At 72.1% G+C, this 17395-nt stretch carries 13 protein-coding genes and 1 pseudogene; 12 read left to right on the top strand and 2 right to left on the bottom strand.

What is annotated here, in order from left to right:
* The 11 genes and pseudogenes from gatA to leuA all read left to right on the top strand — a co-directional run.
* The coding region (gatA, locus tag MXD60_RS08785) for an Asp-tRNA(Asn)/Glu-tRNA(Gln) amidotransferase subunit GatA (RefSeq protein WP_248818500.1) at positions 1 to 1436 on the top strand (1436 nt) is incomplete at its 5' end.
* 40 nt (positions 1437 to 1476) lie between these two features.
* A complete protein-coding gene (locus tag MXD60_RS08780; protein WP_248818499.1) occupies positions 1477 to 1710 on the top strand; it encodes a hypothetical protein in 234 nt (77 codons plus the stop codon).
* 46 nt (positions 1711 to 1756) lie between these two features.
* The gene (gene gatB / locus MXD60_RS08775) at positions 1757 to 3274 is read left to right on the top strand and encodes an Asp-tRNA(Asn)/Glu-tRNA(Gln) amidotransferase subunit GatB (protein ID WP_248818498.1); all 1518 of its coding nucleotides are present in this window, start codon (positions 1757 to 1759) and stop codon (positions 3272 to 3274) included.
* 348 nt (positions 3275 to 3622) lie between these two features.
* Entirely contained in the window at positions 3623 to 5416 is a 1794-nt protein-coding gene (locus MXD60_RS08770) for a penicillin-binding transpeptidase domain-containing protein (RefSeq protein WP_248818497.1), read from the top strand.
* A gap of 358 nt (positions 5417 to 5774) precedes the next feature.
* On the top strand, positions 5775 to 7613 hold the full coding sequence (locus MXD60_RS08765) for an acetolactate synthase large subunit (protein WP_283098041.1): 1839 nt from the start codon (positions 5775 to 5777) through the stop codon (positions 7611 to 7613).
* Entirely contained in the window at positions 7610 to 8137 is a 528-nt protein-coding gene (ilvN, locus tag MXD60_RS08760) for an acetolactate synthase small subunit (RefSeq protein ID WP_248818495.1), read from the top strand. The genes MXD60_RS08765 and ilvN overlap by 4 nt, the downstream gene beginning before the upstream one ends.
* 84 nt (positions 8138 to 8221) lie before the next feature.
* Complete coding sequence (gene ilvC, locus MXD60_RS08755; RefSeq protein ID WP_248818494.1) at positions 8222 to 9214, top strand: ketol-acid reductoisomerase; 993 nt, start codon at positions 8222 to 8224, stop codon at positions 9212 to 9214.
* Positions 9215 to 9461: 247 nt separating this feature from the next.
* Entirely contained in the window at positions 9462 to 11051 is a 1590-nt protein-coding gene (serA, locus tag MXD60_RS08750) for a phosphoglycerate dehydrogenase (protein WP_248818493.1), read from the top strand.
* 246 nt (positions 11052 to 11297) lie between these two features.
* A pseudogene (locus MXD60_RS30265) lies at positions 11298 to 11381 on the top strand (SCO2583/SCO2584 N-terminal domain-containing protein); the annotation flags it as partial.
* Between the two features lie 153 nt (positions 11382 to 11534).
* Positions 11535 to 12116 (top strand): septum formation family protein, encoded by a 582-nt coding sequence (locus MXD60_RS08745; RefSeq protein ID WP_248818492.1) that lies wholly within the window; start codon positions 11535 to 11537, stop codon positions 12114 to 12116.
* A gap of 265 nt (positions 12117 to 12381) precedes the next feature.
* Positions 12382 to 14127 (top strand): 2-isopropylmalate synthase, encoded by a 1746-nt coding sequence (gene leuA / locus MXD60_RS08740; RefSeq protein ID WP_248818491.1) that lies wholly within the window; start codon positions 12382 to 12384, stop codon positions 14125 to 14127.
* Between the two features lie 37 nt (positions 14128 to 14164).
* Here the strand turns inward: leuA and MXD60_RS08735 are convergent, their stop codons facing one another.
* Complete coding sequence (locus tag MXD60_RS08735; protein WP_248818490.1) at positions 14165 to 14350, bottom strand: DUF1059 domain-containing protein; 186 nt, start codon at positions 14348 to 14350, stop codon at positions 14165 to 14167.
* Between the two features lie 98 nt (positions 14351 to 14448).
* Positions 14449 to 15693, bottom strand: coding sequence for an EAL domain-containing protein (locus MXD60_RS08730; protein WP_518467597.1), 1245 nt, complete (start codon positions 15691 to 15693; stop codon positions 14449 to 14451).
* 652 nt (positions 15694 to 16345) lie between these two features.
* On the opposite strand from MXD60_RS08730, the gene MXD60_RS08725 reads away from it, so the two are divergent.
* Complete coding sequence (locus MXD60_RS08725) at positions 16346 to 17374, top strand: 3-isopropylmalate dehydrogenase (RefSeq protein ID WP_248818489.1); 1029 nt, start codon at positions 16346 to 16348, stop codon at positions 17372 to 17374.
* Positions 17375 to 17395 lie beyond the last annotated feature (21 nt).

Raw genomic sequence — 17395 nt, 5'->3', positions numbered from 1 at the left:
CCACGACGAGACCAGCACGGTCCCGGCGAGCGTCCGTCCGGCCGCCGTCGTCGGCACGAGGCCCGCCACCGACCGCCCCCCCGCCCGCGGGGGGGGGGGGGGGGGGCCCGCCGCCCCCGGCGGCCCCCCACCGCCGCGCCGGCGGGGAGCGGCTCGGCCCGCTCGCCGGCGTCCCGTTGGCGCTCAAGGACGTGCTGACCACCCGCGGGATGCCGACCACCTGCGGCAGCCGGATTCTCGAGGGCTGGCAGGCGCCGTACGACGCCACCGTCGTCAGCCGGCTGCGTGCTGCCGGCGTCGTGCTGCTCGGCAAGGTCAACATGGACGAGTTCGCCATGGGCTCCTCCACCGAGAACTCGGCCTACGGGCCGACCCGCAACCCGTGGGACACCACTCGCATCCCCGGCGGGTCCAGCGGCGGGTCCGCCGCAGCCGTCGCCGCCTTCGAGGCGCCGCTCGCGATCGGCACCGACACCGGCGGCTCCATCCGCCAGCCGGCCGCGGTCTGCGGCCTGGTCGGGGTGAAGCCGACGTACGGCGGGGTGAGCCGCTACGGGCTCGTCGCGTTCTCCAGCTCGCTCGACCAGGCCGGCCCGCTGGCCCGCACGGTCACCGACGCGGCCCTGCTGCACGCGGCGATCGCCGGCCACGACCCGCTCGACTCGACCAGCGTCGACGTGCCGGTGCCGCCGGTGGTGGCCGCCGCCGGCCGCCGGGACGTGCGCGGGCTGCGCGTCGGCGTGGTCCGCGAGCTCGCCGGCGACGGGTACGACCCGGGGGTGCAGGCCGCGTTCGCCGCCGCCGTCGAGGCGCTGCGTGGGCTCGGTGCCGAGGTCGTCGAGGTGAGCTGCCCGCACTTCGAGTACGCGCTGTCCGCCTACTACCTGATCGCGCCGAGCGAGTGCTCGTCCAACCTCGCGCGGTTCGACGCGATGCGCTTCGGGCTGCGCGTCGGCGACGACGGCCTGGCCGGCGCCGAGGAGGTCATGAGCCGCACCCGCGAGGCCGGGTTCGGCCCCGAGGTGAAGCGCCGCATCATCCTTGGCACCTACGCGCTGTCCTCGGGCTACTACGACGCCTACTACGGCCAGGCGCAGAAGGTCCGGACCCTGATCAGCCGGGACTTCGCCGCCGCCTATGAGCAGGTCGACGTGCTGGTCTCGCCGACCACCCCCACGCCGGCGTTCCCGCTGGGCGACAAGGTCGACGACCCGGTCGCCATGTACCTGTCGGACCTGTGCACGATCCCGTCGAACCTGGCCGGCGGGCCCGCGATGAGCCTGCCCGCCGGGCTCGTGGACGGGCTGCCCGTGGGTGTTCAGATCATGGCGCCGGCGTTCGCCGACGACCGGCTGTACCTGGTCGGCGGGGCGCTGGAGGCGGCGCTCGACGCCGACCGCGGCCACCCGCTGCTCGACGAGGCCCCGGCGCTGTGACCGGCGCCGACCCGGCCCGCCGGGCACCGGGGAGCTCGCGATGGTGAGCCTGCGCAGTGGTCGGCAGGACCGCACGCTCCTGATCGTGGTGTGGGTGCTCGACCTGGTCGTGCTCGGCCTGGGCATCGCCACGCTCCAGCCGATCCTGCTGCTGTGGGGCGTGATCGGCCTGCCCGGCGCGGTGTTCCTCACCTACGTGCATCTCCGCGACACCCGCGCGCGACCGCCGTCCACGCCGCCACACGACGACGACGGCGCCGCACCGCCCGCATGACGACCGGCCGATACCTGCATCTAGCGACACAAGAGGAGTACCTCCGGTGAGCACAGCGGCTCCCGCCAGCGCGTTGCCCTCCTTCGCCGACGCGACCGCCCGCTACGAGCCGGTGATCGGCCTGGAGACGCACGTCGAACTCGGCACCGTCTCCAAGATGTTCTGCGGCTGCGCGACCGCGTTCGGCGCCGAGCCGAACAGCCAGGTCTGCCCGGTCTGCCTCGGGCTGCCCGGTGCCCTGCCGGTGGTCAACGAGGCGGCCGTGCGCTTCGCCGTGCTGATCGGGCTCGCGCTGAACTGCGACATCGCGTCCTGGTGCCGCTTCGCGCGGAAGAACTACTTCTACCCGGACATGCCGAAGAACTTCCAGATCAGCCAGTACGACGAGCCGCTGTGCACGAACGGCTGGCTCGACGTCGAGGTGAACGGCGAGACCCACCGGGTCGGCATCACCCGCGTGCACATGGAGGAGGACACCGGCAAGTCGCTGCACGTCGGTGGCGCCACCGGCCGCATCCACGGGGCCACCCACTCGCTGGTCGACTTCAACCGGGCCGGCATCCCGCTGGTCGAGATCGTCACCGAGCCCGACATCCGTTCGCCCGAGGTCGCCCGGGCCTACGTCGACGAGCTGCGTGAGCTGATCCGCGCCCTGGGCGTGTCCGATGTCCGGATGGAGCAGGGTTCGCTGCGCTGCGACGCGAACGTCTCGCTGCGTCGCCGTCCCGCGCCCGGCGAACCGGACGCGCCGTTCGGCACCCGTACCGAGACGAAGAACCTCAACTCCCTGCGCTCGGTCGAGCGGGCGGCCCGCTACGAGATCACCCGCCAGGCGGCGCTGCTCGACGACGGCGAGCGGATCCGCCAGGAGACCCGGCACTTCGACGAGGGGGTCGGGCGGACCTCGCCGGGCCGTTCCAAGGAGGAGGCGACCGACTACCGGTACTTCCCGGAGCCGGACCTCGCCCCGCTGGCGCCGTCCGCCGAGTTCATCGAGGAGCTGCGGGCCAGCCTGCCGGAGCTGCCCGCGGCCCGCCGGGCCCGCCTCGTCACCGAGCACGGCTACACCCCCCGCGACCTCGTTGACCTGGGCAACGCGGGAGTTCTCGACCTGGTCGAGCAGACGGTGGCCGCCGGGGCCACCCCGCCGGCGGCGCGCAAGTGGTGGCTCAACGAGCTTGCCCGCCGCGCCGCAGATGCCGAGATCGCGCCGGACGAGCTCGCGATCACACCCGCCGACGTCGCGCGGATCACCGTGCTGATCGCCGGGGGCGAGCTCACCGACGCGCTGGCCCGCAAGGTCATCGACGGCGTGCTCGCCGGCGAGGGCACCCCCGACGAGGTCGTCGCCGGCCGCGGCCTCGCCGTCGTCGCCGACGACGGGGCGCTCACCGCCGCGGTCGACGCGGCGATCGCCGCCGCGCCCGACATCGCCGAGAAGGTCCGCGGCGGCAAGATCAACGCCGTCGGCCCGCTGGTCGGCGCGGTGATGAAGGCGATGCGGGGCCAGGCCGACGCGGCTGGCGTCCGCACCCTGCTGCTCGAACGCCTCGGCGCTTCCTGAGCTCCGCCCCCACCAGCCCACCGCCCACCGGATCCGCCGCGGCTGTGGGCGGATAGGGTAATCGTGGAGTCGTCGGACGGTTTGTGGCGGCTTCGGGGGCTGTGACGGTTTCTGGGATCTCTGGGGGAGAGGCCCGACCCGCGAGGTTGGGCCTGATCCGGGCGGTCCGTCGGCGGCGTGTGCGTTGTCCTGGCGTGGCGCGAGCCCGAAGAGACCACGTTCTCCTGCCGTATCCGATCCGCGTGTCGGGTTGCCGACGACGAGCGGCGCGTCGGATGCGCGGTGCCGGGGGCCTTCGTAGGGTGAGCTTCCGATCGGGTCAGCGTGAGCGAGGGGAGGGGGGTCGCCGTGCCCCTCACACCGTCCGGCTTCACCGCGTCGACGTCTCGGCGTCGGGGTCGCGGCCGGCGGCGGACGATCATTGCCGTCGTCGTCATCCTCGTGCTGGCCGCGGGCAGCGGAATCGGATACGTCCTGAACGACCGGGCGCAGTCCCGGGCGGCCGACAAGCGGGTGCGCACCGCGGCGGCGGCCTACCTCGCCGCCTGGCGCACCCTGTCGACAACCGGCGGCACGGCGACAACCGCGGCCACGACCGGCGCCGCGGGCGCCGCCGCGCCGACGCCGGCTGCGGGTACGGCCACGACGCCGGCCGCCGCGGGCGCGGGCGACGACAAGGCCGGGCGGGCCGCGGTGACCGCGGAGAGCGTCGCGGGCAGCATCGACGTCCCGACCCTGGTGTCGACCATGGCGGACGTCCGGGACCGGCTGCTGGTCACGGGCGCGTCCTTCACCGAGGGGTCGATCAGCCGCAAGGGCTCGGCGGCGACGGCGCCCTACGTCGCGAAGCTCACCCTGTCCGGCCTGCCGACGCCGCTGGAGTACGCCGGCACCCTCAACCTGGTCTCGACCGGGCAGGGCTGGATGGTCCGCGCGGAGTCGGCCGCCGTCCACCCGGCGTTGCGCCCGGGTCTGCACCTGGACCGAACCGAGTCCACCGGGCACCGCGGCGACCTGCTGGCCGCCGACGGCCGGCCGCTGCGCGACTCCGGCGACCTCGCCGGCAATCTCGTCGGCCGGCCGGGCCCGCTGTCGGGCCTGGAGCGGGTCTACGACACCAGGCTGCGCGCCCAGGGCGGCGCCGTGGTCGTGCGCGACGCGCAGAACCGGACCGTCCAGACGCTGCACACCTATCCGATGACCGACGGCACGGCCGTGCGCACCACGCTCGACCTGCGGGTGCAACAGGCCGCCGAGGACGCCCTGGCCACCGCGGCCCAGCCGACCGCCGCCATGGTCGCGATCGACACCCGTACCGGCGGCATCCTGGCGCTGGCGAACCATCCGCCGAGCGGGGCGAGTCGGGCCATCCGCGGCAAGTACCCGCCGGGGTCCACCTTCAAGATCATTACGGCGACGGCGGCGCTGATGAACGGGAAGTCCGCGAACACCCCGCTGGACTGCACCCAGTCGGTCAGCGTCGACGGCCGGACGTTCCAGAACGCCGAGGCCGAGCAGTTCGGCACCATCCCGCTGCGCACCGCGTTCGCGAAGAGCTGCAACACCGCCTTCATCCGGCTGGAGGAGTCCCTGCCCGCGGGCTCCCTGGAGAAGGCCGCGCAGCTCTACGGCTTCGACGGCGCCCCGCCACTGGACATCGCCAGCGTCGGCGGCAGCTTCCCGACCCCGCGGGACGCCGCCGAGTCCGCGTCCGCAGCCATCGGCCAGGCCCGCATCGAGGTCTCGCCGCTGCAGATGGCCAGCGTCGCCGCCGCGGTGGCCAGCGGCACCTGGCGCCAGCCGTTCGTCGCCGGCCAGCCGGCGCGCAGCAACGCCATCCCGCCGGCCGTCCTGCCGGGGCTGCGCGACTTCATGCGTGCCGTGGTCACCGAGGGCACCGCGGCCGGGGTGCCGATGCCCGGCGAGGTCTTCGGCAAGACCGGTACCGCCGAGTACAAGGACGGCAACCCGCCGCCGACGCACGCCTGGTTCGTCGGCTACCGCGGCGACGTGGCGTTCGCCGTCGTGGTCGAGGACGGCGGTTTCGGCGCCGACACGGCGGCGCCGATCGCGAGCCGCTTCCTCACCGCCCTCGACGGCGGCTCGGTGACCGGCCCCGCCCCCGCGGCCGGCGGTCGCTGACCGCGCCGGACAGCCGGCCGGACAGCCGGCCGGACAGCCGGCCGGACGGCCAGCCAGACGGCCAGCCAGACAGACGGAGAGCCAGCCGGACAGCCGGACAGGTCCCGCCGGGTCCGGCCCATCCGCCTGATCCGCCTGGTCCGGACCGCCGGATCGCGCGGCCCGGCGACGCGCCCGGGATTACCCGTGTCCCCGGGCTGACGGCGGCTCTGCTTGACGTATGACGAGAACTCCGGCACGGTAGATCCGTGCACCATTCGATTCTTGTACGTTCTGAGCGCGCGTAGTCGAGCACCTCGACCCGTGCGCCGCCCCTCAGTGCCTCCGGCACGAGGGGCTTTTTCGTGCCCGGCGTCCGTTGCCGGGGACACCCCGCCGCACACACCTCGGCCTCAAGGATGACGCCCAGATGACACGAGAGATCACCGGAGCCCAGTCGCTCGTCCACTCCCTTGAGGCGGTCGGAGCCGAGGTGGTCTTCGGCATCCCCGGCGGGGCGATCCTGCCCGCCTACGACCCGTTGTTCGACTCCACCCGGGTGCGGCACATCCTCGTTCGCCACGAGCAGGGCGCCGGCCACGCGGCCGAGGGTTACGCCCAGGCCACCGGCCAGGTCGGGGTGTGCATGGCGACGTCCGGGCCGGGCGCGACGAACCTGGTGACGCCGATCGCCGACGCCTACATGGACTCGGTGCCGATGGTGGCCATCACCGGTCAGGTCGCCAGCGCCGCGATCGGCACCGACGCCTTCCAGGAGGCGGACATCTGCGGCATCACCCTGCCGATCACCAAGCACAACTTCCTGGTCCAGAGCGCCGACGACATCCCGCGCACGATCGCCGAGGCGTTCCACCTGGCCGGCACCGGCCGGCCCGGCCCGGTGCTCGTCGACCTGCCCAAGGACATCCTGCAGGCGGTGACCGCCGTGCTGCCGCACGAGGTGTGGCCGCCGACGCTGGACCTGCCCGGCTACCGTCCGGTGACCCGCCCCCACGGCAAGCAGGTGCGGGAGGCGGCGAAGCTGATCAGCGCGAGCCGGCGGCCGGTGCTCTACATCGGTGGCGGCGTGCTCAAGGCCCGGGCGGCGGCGGAGCTGCGCACGCTCGCGGAGATGACCGGCATCCCGGTCGTCACCACCCTGATGGCCCGCGGCGCCTTCCCCGACTCGCACCCCCAGCACCTGGGCATGCCCGGCATGCACGGCTCGGTCGCCGCGGTGACCGCCCTGCAGAAGGCCGATCTGCTCATCACCCTCGGCGCCCGCTTCGACGACCGGGTCACCGGCCGGCTGGCGTCCTTCGCGCCGAAGGCCGCGATCATCCACGCCGACATCGACCCGGCCGAGATCGGCAAGAACCGGACCGCGGACGTGCCGATCGTCGGCGACTGCCGCGAGGTGATCACCGAGCTGGTCGCGGCGCTGGCGGCCGAGCAGCGTCCCGACCTCGAGGGCTGGTGGCGCACCCTGGACGGCTGGCGGCGCACCTACCCGCTCGGCTATGAGACCCCGGCCGACGGCTCGCTGGCCCCGCAGCACGTCATCGAGCGCATCGGCCGCATCGCCGGCCCGGAGACGATCTTCGCGGCCGGGGTGGGGCAGCACCAGATGTGGGCGGCCCAGTTCATCTCCTACGAGAACCCCTACACCTGGCTGAACTCCGGCGGCGCCGGGACGATGGGCTACGCCGTGCCGGCCGCGATGGGTGCCAAGGTCGGTCGCCCGGACGCCACGGTGTGGGCGATCGACGGCGACGGCTGCTTCCAGATGACCAACCAGGAGCTGGCCACCTGTGCCCTGGAGGGCATCCCGATCAAGGTGGCGGTCATCAACAACGGCTCGCTGGGCATGGTCCGCCAGTGGCAGACCCTGTTCTACGACAAGCGGTACTCCAACACCGAACTCGGCACGCATCCGGCGTCGCCGCGCACCGGGGTCAAGCGGGTGCCGGACTTCGTCCGCCTCGCCGAGGCGCTCGGCTGCGTGGGGCTGCGCTGCGAGTCGGCCGCCGAGGTCGACGAGACGATCGAGAAGGCGATGGCGATCGACGACGCGCCGGTCGTCGTGGACTTCGTGGTCCACCCCGACGCGATGGTCTGGCCGATGGTCGCCGCTGGCGCGAGCAACGACGAGATCCGGGTCGCCCGCGACCTCGCCCCCGACTTCGACTACTCCGGCGACGCCGAGGTGAACCTGTGACCACCCACCACACCCTGTCCGTGCTGGTCGAGAACAAGCCGGGTGTGCTGGCCCGGGTCTCCGGACTGTTCTCCCGGCGCGGGTTCAACATCGAGTCGCTCGCCGTCGGGCCGACCGAGCACGCCGACGTCTCCCGGATGACGATCGTCGTCGCGGTCGACGACCTGCCGCTCGAGCAGGTGACCAAGCAGCTCAACAAGCTGGTCAACGTCCTGAAGATCGTCGAGATGGACACGTCCGTCTCGGTGCAGCGGGAGCTGCTGCTCGTCAAGGTGCGCGCCGACCTGGCCGTGCGGTCCCAGGTGTTGGAGACGGTCGCCCTGTTCCGTGCCAAGGTGGTCGACGTCGCCCAGGACGCCGTCACCGTCGAGGCGACAGGCACCCGCGACAAGCTGGACGCCCTCATCCGCATGCTGGAACCCTTCGGTATTCGGGAACTGGTCCAGTCCGGCATGGTCGCGCTCGGTCGCGGCTCGCGGTCGATCACCGACCGCAGCCTGCGTTCCGTCGAACGCACGGCCTGACCGGTCGCCGCCGGCGCCGCACCGCTGTTTCCCGCCCCGCATGTCCCGCACGCAGTTCACCCCACGAGAAGAGAGACCCCCACGATGGTCGAGATCTACTACGACGATGACGCCTCGCTCGACGTTCTGGCCGGCCGGAAGGTCGCCGTCATCGGCTACGGCAGCCAGGGCCACGCGCACGCGCTGAACCTGCGCGACTCGGGCGTCGACGTGCGGGTCGGCCTGCCCGCGGAAAGCCGCAGCCGGCAGAAGGCGACCGAGGAGGGCCTGCGCGTGCTCACCCCGGCGGAGGCGTCCGCCGAGGCCGACATCATCATGCTGCTCACGCCGGACACCACCCACCGCAAGATCTACGCCGAGTCCATCGCCCCGCACCTGAGCGAGGGCAAGGCGCTCGCGTTCGGGCATGGCTTCAACATCCGCTACAACCTGATCGAGCCGCCGGCCGGCGTCGACGTGTTCATGGTCGCGCCCAAGGGCCCCGGCCACCTGGTCCGCCGGGTGTTCGAGGAGGGCAAGGGCGTGCCCGTCCTCGTCGCCGTCGAGAACGACGCCTCCGGCAAGGCCCTCGCGATCGCGCTGGCCTACGCCAAGGCCATCGGCGGCACCCGCGCCGGCGCGCTGCGCACCACCTTCACCGAGGAGACCGAGACCGACCTGTTCGGCGAGCAGGCCGTGCTCTGCGGCGGCGCGAGCGCCCTGGTCCAGGCCGGGTTCGAGACGCTGGTCGAGGCGGGTTACACCCCCGAGGTCGCGTACTTCGAGTGCCTGCACGAGCTCAAGCTCATCGTCGACCTCATGTACGAGGGCGGCATCTCGCAGATGCGCTACTCGATCTCCGACACCGCCGAGTACGGCGACGTCACCCGCGGGCCGCGGGTCGTCACCCCGGCCGTCAAGGCGGAGATGCGCAAGATCCTGGAGGAGATCCAGGACGGCACGTTCGCCCGCGAGTGGGTCGCGGAGGACGACAACGGCCGCGCGACGTTCAACAAGCTCGTCGAGGAGGGCAAGCAGCACCCGATCGAGCAGGTCGGCGCCCGCCTGCGGCCGCTGATGTCCTGGATCGCCCGCTAGGACGCCGTACCCCGCCGGTCGGGCGCGGCCGGCGGGGTTCGTGGTCACCAGGACGTGCCAGGTGACGAGGCGGGTGCGCGTCATCTTGGTGAAACCGAGGAGAAACCCGCAGTGGGCCCGATGAGCGTCGGTAGGCTGGGCCCGCCACAGTCAGCTCGTCCCGTCACCGCCGGGCCGCGACGGCCGCGGGACCGATCCGATCCGCGTCGCCCGCGGCCTGACCAGAAGCCGCTATAGGAGTGGTCCAGTGCCCGTCGTACTCGTAGCCGAGGAGCTGTCGCCGGCCGGGCTGGAGGTGCTGTCCGGGGACTTCGAGCTTCGTCACGTCGACGGTGCCGACCGCTCGGCGCTCCTGCCCGCCCTCGCCGATGTCGACGCCGTCATCGTCCGGTCCGCGACGAAGATCGACGCCGAGGCGCTCGCCGCGGCGGGCCAGCTCAAGGTCGTCGCCCGCGCCGGCATCGGGCTGGACAACGTCGACGTCGCCGCGGCCACCCAGCGCGGCGTGATGGTCGTCAACGCGCCCACGTCGAACATCGTCAGCGCAGCCGAGCACGCCATCGCGCTGCTGCTCGCCGTCGCCCGCCGGGTCCCGGCGGCCAACCAGTCGCTGCGCGGCGGCGAGTGGAAGCGGTCGAAGTACACCGGGGTCGAGCTGGTCGAGAAGACCCTCGGCGTGGTCGGGCTCGGCCGCATCGGCGTCCTGGTGGCGCAGCGCCTCGCCGGCTTCGGGATGAAGGTCCTCGCCTTCGACCCGTATGTCTCGGTAGCCCGGGCCGCGCAGCTCGGGGTCACCCTCGTCGACCTCGACGAGCTGCTGCGCCGCAGCGACGCGATCACCATCCACCTGCCGAAGACGCCGGAGACCCTCGGCCTGATCGGCGCCGACGAGCTGGCCCGGACGAAGCGTGGGGTCATCATCGTCAACGCCGCCCGCGGCGGCCTGGTGGACGAGTCGGCGCTCGCCGACGCGGTGAGTTCGGGTCAGGTCGGCGGCGCCGGCATCGACGTGTTCGTCACCGAGCCGACCACCTCCTCGCCGCTGTTCGGCCTCGACAACGTCGTGGTCACCCCGCACCTCGGCGCCTCCACCCAGGAGGCCCAGGACAAGGCGGGCCTCGCCGTCGCCCGCTCCGTGCGGCTCGCGTTGCAGGGCGAGTTCGTGCCCGACGCGGTCAACGTCCAGGCCGGTGGCGTGGTGGCCGAGGACGTCCGGCCCGGCCTGCCGCTCGCCGAGAAGCTGGGTCAGTTGTTCACCGGTCTCGCCGGTGGCGTCGCCGCCTCGATCACCGTCGACGTGCGCGGCGAGATCGCCGCCCACGACGTGTCCGTGCTGCAGCTCGCGGCGCTCAAGGGGGTGTTCTCCGACGTCGTCGAGGAGCAGGTCACCTACGTCAACGCGCCGCTGCTGGCCAAGGAGCGCGGCGTCGACGTGGCGCTGGAGACCGCCGAGGAGAGCGGCGACTACCGCAACCTGGTGACCCTGCGCGGCGTGCTTGCCGACGGCACCCCCGTGTCGGTCAGCGGCACCCTGATCGGTTCGCGCCAGGTCGAGAAGATCACCGCGATCGACGGCTTCGAGGTCGACATCCGACCCGAGAACCACCTGGCGTTCTTCCGGTACTCCGACCGGCCGGGCATCGTCGGCGCCGTCGGCGCGCTGCTCGGCGAGGCGAGTATCAACATCGCCAGCGCTCAGGTCAGCCGGCTGCAGGTGGGTGGCGAGGCGCTGATGTCGCTGTCCCTCGACGACGCGGTGGCCCCGGACATCCTGGCCGACATCGCGAAGATCATCGGTGCCTCCTATGCGCGCGCGGTCAGTATCCGCGCCGACTAGCGGCCGCACCGGCACCCCGGCGCCGGGCGCGGCTGGCGCTTCGGAGCCCCGCGCCCGGGTGAGCTCCGACACCGCAGGTGGCAGGCTCCCGGCGACCGGTGAAGGCCCGTATCGGCCAGACACTGGTCGCCGTGAGTGGCCGGCCACCTGCGTCCGGGCGGCGGAAGGCGGCCTCGGGCGCGGCGCGGGCTGATCTTTACGAGGAACACACGCAGGAAGTTGACTGTCGGGTTTACCGTGGCAGACATGGCGTCGCGGCATCAGGACCCGTTTGAGGGGCTTCGCCTGGATGAGCGATTCGTCCGCGGGGCCCGTTTTCTCGAGCCGTCCGCGGCCGAACGCGCCCGGCATCAGGGCAGGCCGGCATCCGGACGTTGCCAGGTCGTTCCCGCTCCCCGCGGGCTGCCCGGCTTCTTTCATCGGCTGGTGACGCCGCCGAGCCTGCCGAAGCGTTCCCGTCGCATCGCCCAGGTGGTCACTTTTGTGGCGATCACCCTGAGTATGATCACAATTACGGTGGTGGCGTTGCGCCAGACGGCGACGCGCGGCGGCGTGGGCACGGCCTCCCGTCTCGGCGCGTCCGCGGCCCTGCCGGGCGACTCGCCGTCTGCCGCCGTCCCCGTGGTCACGAGCGGCTGGAACCAGCCGCCCGCGGGCTTCGCGCTGTCGAAGGGGCTGCTGGACAGCCTGCGCAAGGGCGACTGCCTGCTCTGGACTCCCATCGCGGCGAACTCGACGGCCCCACCCGAGCCGGTGACCCCGGTCCGCGTCGGTTGCGACCGCCCGCACATCGACGAGGTCACCCGGCTGGTGGACCTCGCCCCGCTTTTCGTCCGCTGGCCCGGCGCCTCGACGCTGGCCAAGGCGGCCGGCCAGCGCTGCGCCGGCGCGCTGCGGGACTACGTCGGCGCCATTGACTCCACTCCGCACCACGTGGTCGGCACCGTCTACCCGTCCGAGCCAAGCTGGCAGTCCGGCGCCCGAACCGCGGTCTGTACGGTGCGGACCGATGATCTGGCGGTGCGCTCCGGCGCCTTCCGGTCATTGGGACCGATCGGCGCCTGATTCGCGCACCAGGCCCGGGCCATCGGGTAATGTCTACTCCCGATGCATGCGCTGCTGCTTCTTAGCCGCCGCGGCGGGGCCTGATCCAGCTGGCTTCCCCGTCGCGGTGTTCTCGTGCGCCAGCGTCGGGATTCCGCCGCCGCAGCGACCTGGCCGTGACCACCACCGGCCCGGCGCTCCGGTCCGCGAAGGTCTCCCGGTTTCCCCGCCCCGGACGATCGTGCGACACGGTCGCCGCGTGCTCTTTTCAGGAAGCAGGAGCGCAATGACCACGCAACAGCCGTCTGGCATGCCGGTCGAGAAGTACCGGCCGTTCACCCCGGTAGCGCTGCCGGACCGCACCTGGCCCGAGCGGACGATCACCCGCGCCCCCCAGTGGTGCAGCGTCGACCTGCGCGACGGCAACCAGGCGCTGATCGACCCGATGACCCCCGCCCGCAAGCTGCAGATGTTCGAGCTGCTGGTCGCGATGGGTTACAAGGAGATCGAGGTCGGGTTCCCGGCCGCGAGCCAGACCGACTTCGACTTCGTCCGCCAGCTCATCGAGGAGGACCGCATCCCGGATGACGTCGTCATCCAGGTACTGACGCAGGCGCGCGAGGAACTGATCGAGCGCACGGCCGCCTCGCTGGTCGGCGCGAAGCGGGCGCTGATCCACCTGTACAACTCCACGTCGACCCTGCAGCGCCGCGTCGTGTTCGGGCTGGACCGCGCGGGCGTCACCGAGATCGCCGTGCAGGGCGCGCGCTGGTGCCTGCAGTACGCCGAGAAGCTGCTGGACGGCACCGACGTGCGCTGGCAGTACAGCCCGGAGTCGTTCACCGGCACCGAGCTGGACTACGCGGTCGAGGTGTGCGAGGCCGTCATGGACGTGTGGCAGCCGACCGCCGAGCGACCGGTGGTGCTGAACCTGCCGGCGACCGTCGAGATGTCGACCCCGAACGTCTACGCCGACCAGATCGAGTGGGTCAGCCGGCACCTGACCCGCCGCGACGCGGTCATCCTGTCGCTGCACCCGCACAACGACCGCGGCTGCGCGGTGGCCGCGGCCGAGCTCGGCGTGCTGGCCGGCGCCGACCGGGTCGAGGGCTGCCTGTTCGGCAACGGCGAGCGCACCGGCAACGTCTGCCTGGTGACCCTGGGGCTGAACCTGTTCTCCCAGGGCATCGATCCGATGATCGACTTCTCGGACATCGACGATGTCCGGCGGTCGGTGGAGTACTGCAACCAGCTGCCGGTGCATCCTCGGCACCCCTACGGCGGCGACCTCGTCTACACGGCCTTCTCCGGCTCGCACCAGGACGCCATCAAGAAGGGTTTCGAGGCGATGGCGCGCACCGGCCAGACGCTGTGGGAGGTGCCCTACCTGCCGATCGACCCGAAGGACGTCGGGCGCAGCTACGAGGCCGTCATCCGGGTGAACAGCCAGTCCGGCAAGGGCGGGGTGGCGTACCTGCTGAAGTCGGAGCACTCGCTGGACCTGCCGCGGCGGCTGCAGATCGAGTTCTCCGGCGTCGTGCAGCGCCACACCGACACCGAGGGCGGCGAGGTCACCGCCGAGCAGCTCTGGCAGATCTTCCGCCGTGAGTACTTCCTGGCCGGTGTCGAGACGGACGGCCCGCTGCAGCTGCTGGGTTCACGCACGACAGCGGCCTCGGGGGAGCGGGACGAGGTGTCCGTCTCGGTGCGTGTCGACGGCGCGGAGGCGATTCTCACCGGCGTTGGCAACGGGCCCATCGACGCCTTCGTCGCGGCGCTGGCCAGCAGGAACCTGAGCGTGCGGATCCTCGACTACAACGAGCACGCGCTGGGTTCGGGCGCCGACGCCCGGGCGGCGGCCTACCTGGAGGTCGCTGTCGACGACCGGATCTTCTGGGGTGTCGGCATCGACCCGAACATCGTCACCGCGTCGCTGCGGGCGGTGGTGAGCGCGGTGAACCGGGCCGCGCGGGTGGCGGCCATCCCCGGGGCGGCAACCTCCTCCGGGGCGGGCACCACCCCGGAGGGCTGAGCTGGGGCCGTCCGGAGTTCTGGGCGGCTGGTGGTGCTCAGTCGAGCAGGTCCGCCTGGCGTGAGGCGTGGCGGACCTGCTCGACCAGAGTGTCCGGGACCTCGGGGAGACCGTGGTCGACCCGGGCATGGGTGTCGACCGAGCGGACGAGTTCCTCCTCGGTCGGCGCCGCAATCCGCGTCTCACAGCCGTGAATGATCGCGCCGCAGTAGAATTCCTTCATGGCAGGTCGACGGACCGTGAACTCATGGGGCGGTAAACGGCTGCCGACGGCGGGACTGGGGCCCATCAGGGCCTGCGCGGTCCAATAACGGTTCCGTCTCATGTCGACATTTCCGCGAGACGCAGCATCAGGCGCTCCATCCGGACCAGACCGAGCGGTCGGCCCATCTCGGTAACGATTATGACGGGATCAAACCGGCTGGCCCGGGCACGGGTCATGGCGCGGCGGGCCACCTCCGTGACGGACTCCTCCGGGCGGGCGAACAGCGTCGTCGGCACCCGGCGTGGATCGGTGCCGCCACCGGGTCCGGCGGCCAGGTGCAGCGCCACCGGGCGGCAGCGGTTCGACACGATGATCGTCGCGCGGTCCGCGGGCTGGTCGTCGTCCGGTCCGTCCGCCGATTCGCCGTGGGCGGCGGCGGGCCGCATCGGGCAGCTCGGGCAGTCGGCCGACATCGCGCAGCGCCCGGAGTCGCCGACGCTCACCTGCACCCGCTCCATCAGGCTTTCGACGCTCGCCGCACGGTTGCTGCGCTCGGACAGCGCCCGGATGCGGCGGGCGACGCCCGGGTCGAGCTGTTGCCAGCTTCGCGCCGGGCGGCCGAGCAGGAACCCCTGGCCGAGCGGTACGCCGAGGCCGACGAGCATCGCCAGTTCGTCGACCCGCTCGACGCCTTCCGCGATCACCCAGCCGTTCAGCCGGCTGGCGAAGTTGCCGACCAGTTCGGTGAGCGCGATCTTGACCTGATCGTCGTCGACGTTCTCGACCAGCGAGCGGTCCAGCTTCACGAAGTCCGGCCGGACCCGGGCGAGTTGGCGCAGCCCCGCATAGCCGGAGCCGACGTCGTCCATGGCGAGGAAGGCGCCGCGATTGCGCAGCTCGCTCGCGATCGCCGTCAGGCCCACGGTGTTGTCGAGATCGACCGCCTCGTTGAGTTCCAGCACCACCTGGCGCAGATCCGCGTCGCGCCACACCGCCGTGACCGCGGCGGAGTCGAGCAGGTGCGGAAGGACGTTGACGGCGAGGAAACAGCGGTCCGGCAGATGGTCGCGGGCGGCGAGCGCCGCGGTGAGCACCCGGGCCTCTAGCTCGGACGCGAGCCCCCGGCGGTCGGCGGCGGCAAAGATGCGGTCCGGCGAATGCGTCGGATGGGTGTGGAAGCGGGCGAGCGCTTCGTATCCCGCGATGACGCCGCGCTGAAGATCGACGATTGGCTGGAAGTACAGCGCGGGTTCGGCGGGGTCGGCGAGAATGCGATCCAGGTCGGGAAGGTCCGCCTCGTAACCCCGGTCCGCAGGGACGACGTTGGCCGCGGACCCGCCGACCGTCACGGCATGGTCAATGGCCGGCGCCCCGGCCGTGGCGGTGGCCTCGCGGCCGGCGGCACGCTCCACCTGGGGCCGCCGGTCTGCCCGGTCTCGGCGCGACCGCGGACCGGCGGACACGCCGAAGCCCGCTGTCGAGTAATCATGCGCCGTGCACCCCCTCGCATCAAGCACGTCGCACCCGTCCTGTAAGTGAGGTTCTTACCATCTGGTCCCGGAGACCGATGCGAGTACCGTCCGGAGTTGTGGGTCCTGCGCTCTTTTGTGCGACCGGCGGGTATCGATCCGATTGTTGGACGCCGGCTTTCTTGTGGCAGATCGCCGAAATAGGCCGGTCGTCGACGGCTCGCCGGTCGTGCGCCCCCGATCACTCGTCGGTTCTGACAATTGCCGCACATCCTCGCGTGATGACGTCGGGCGGGGATGTCTGCCGTGGTGATGAACATTTCTCAAGTCGCCGACAACGGTAGTGATCGTTGTAGTGGAGGCGGCTACCTTTGATTACTTCGAGTAGTTGCATCGGGCGAAGACGGTGGTCGGCGCCGGGTCTGGCCATTGCGGTGTGGTACCTGGCGGACGTGCCGGGTCGGCATGACACCCGCGTGTGAATCGGGAACGCCCGGCCCCGGCGCGTGCTGTCGGCGACCGGCGTCCGGCTACAGTCGAGTTCATGAGGCTTGCGGTGATCGGCGGTGACGGAATCGGCCCGGAGGTGGTGGCCGAAGGGTTGCGGGTACTGCGGACCGTGCATCCCAAGGTGGACACGACCGAGTACGACCTGGGGGCCCGTCGCTGGCACCAGACGGGGGAGACGCTGCCCGACTCGGTTCTCGAGGAGCTGCGCGGGCACGACGCGATCCTGCTGGGCGCGGTCGGCGACCCGGGCGTACCGAGCGGCGTGCTCGAGCGCGGCCTGCTGCTGCGGCTGCGCTTCGAGCTCGACCACCACGTCAACCTGCGGCCCGTGCGGCTGTACCCGGGGGTTCGTTCGCCGCTCGCCGGTGAGCCGTCGATCGACATGATCGTGGTCCGGGAGGGGACCGAGGGTCCGTATGCCGGGGCCGGCGGCGTGCTGCGGCGCGGCACCCCGCACGAGATCGCCACCGAGGAGAGCCTCAACACCCGTTTCGGGGTCGAGCGGGTCGTGCGCGACGCGTTCCGCCGGGCCGCCCGCCGCGAGCGCAGGCACCTCACCCTGGTGCACAAGAACAACGTCCTGACCAAGGCCGGCGACCTGTGGTCGCGCACGGTCGCCGAGGTGGCGCCCGAGTTCCCCGACGTGCGGGTCGACTACCAGCATGTGGACGCGGCGTCGATGTTCTTCGTCACCGACCCGGGTCGGTTCGACGTGGTCGTCACCGACAACATGTTCGGCGACATCATCACCGACATCGGCGCGGCGATCACCGGTGGCATCGGGCTGGCCGCGAGCGGGAACCTCGACCCCTCCGGCGCCAACCCCAGCATGTTCGAACCCGTGCACGGCAGTGCTCCCGACATCGCCGGGCGGCAGCTGGCCGACCCGACGGCGACCGTCGCGTCCGTGGCGATGCTGCTCGACCACCTCGGCCACCAGGACGAGGCGGCGCGGGTCGAGGCCGCCGTGGCGGCGTCGCTGGCGGACCGGGCGAGTGCCGGCGCGGCGACGCTGTCGACCCGCGAGCGCGGCGAGGACCTGGCGGCCCGCGCCGCGGGCTGACCCCTACCGCCGACCCCGGCG

Source organism: Frankia sp. AgB32, from assembly GCF_023243045.1.
Classification (GTDB): Bacteria; Actinomycetota; Actinomycetes; order Frankiales; family Frankiaceae; genus Frankia.
This window is presented reverse-complemented; position numbering and strand designations above follow the sequence as displayed.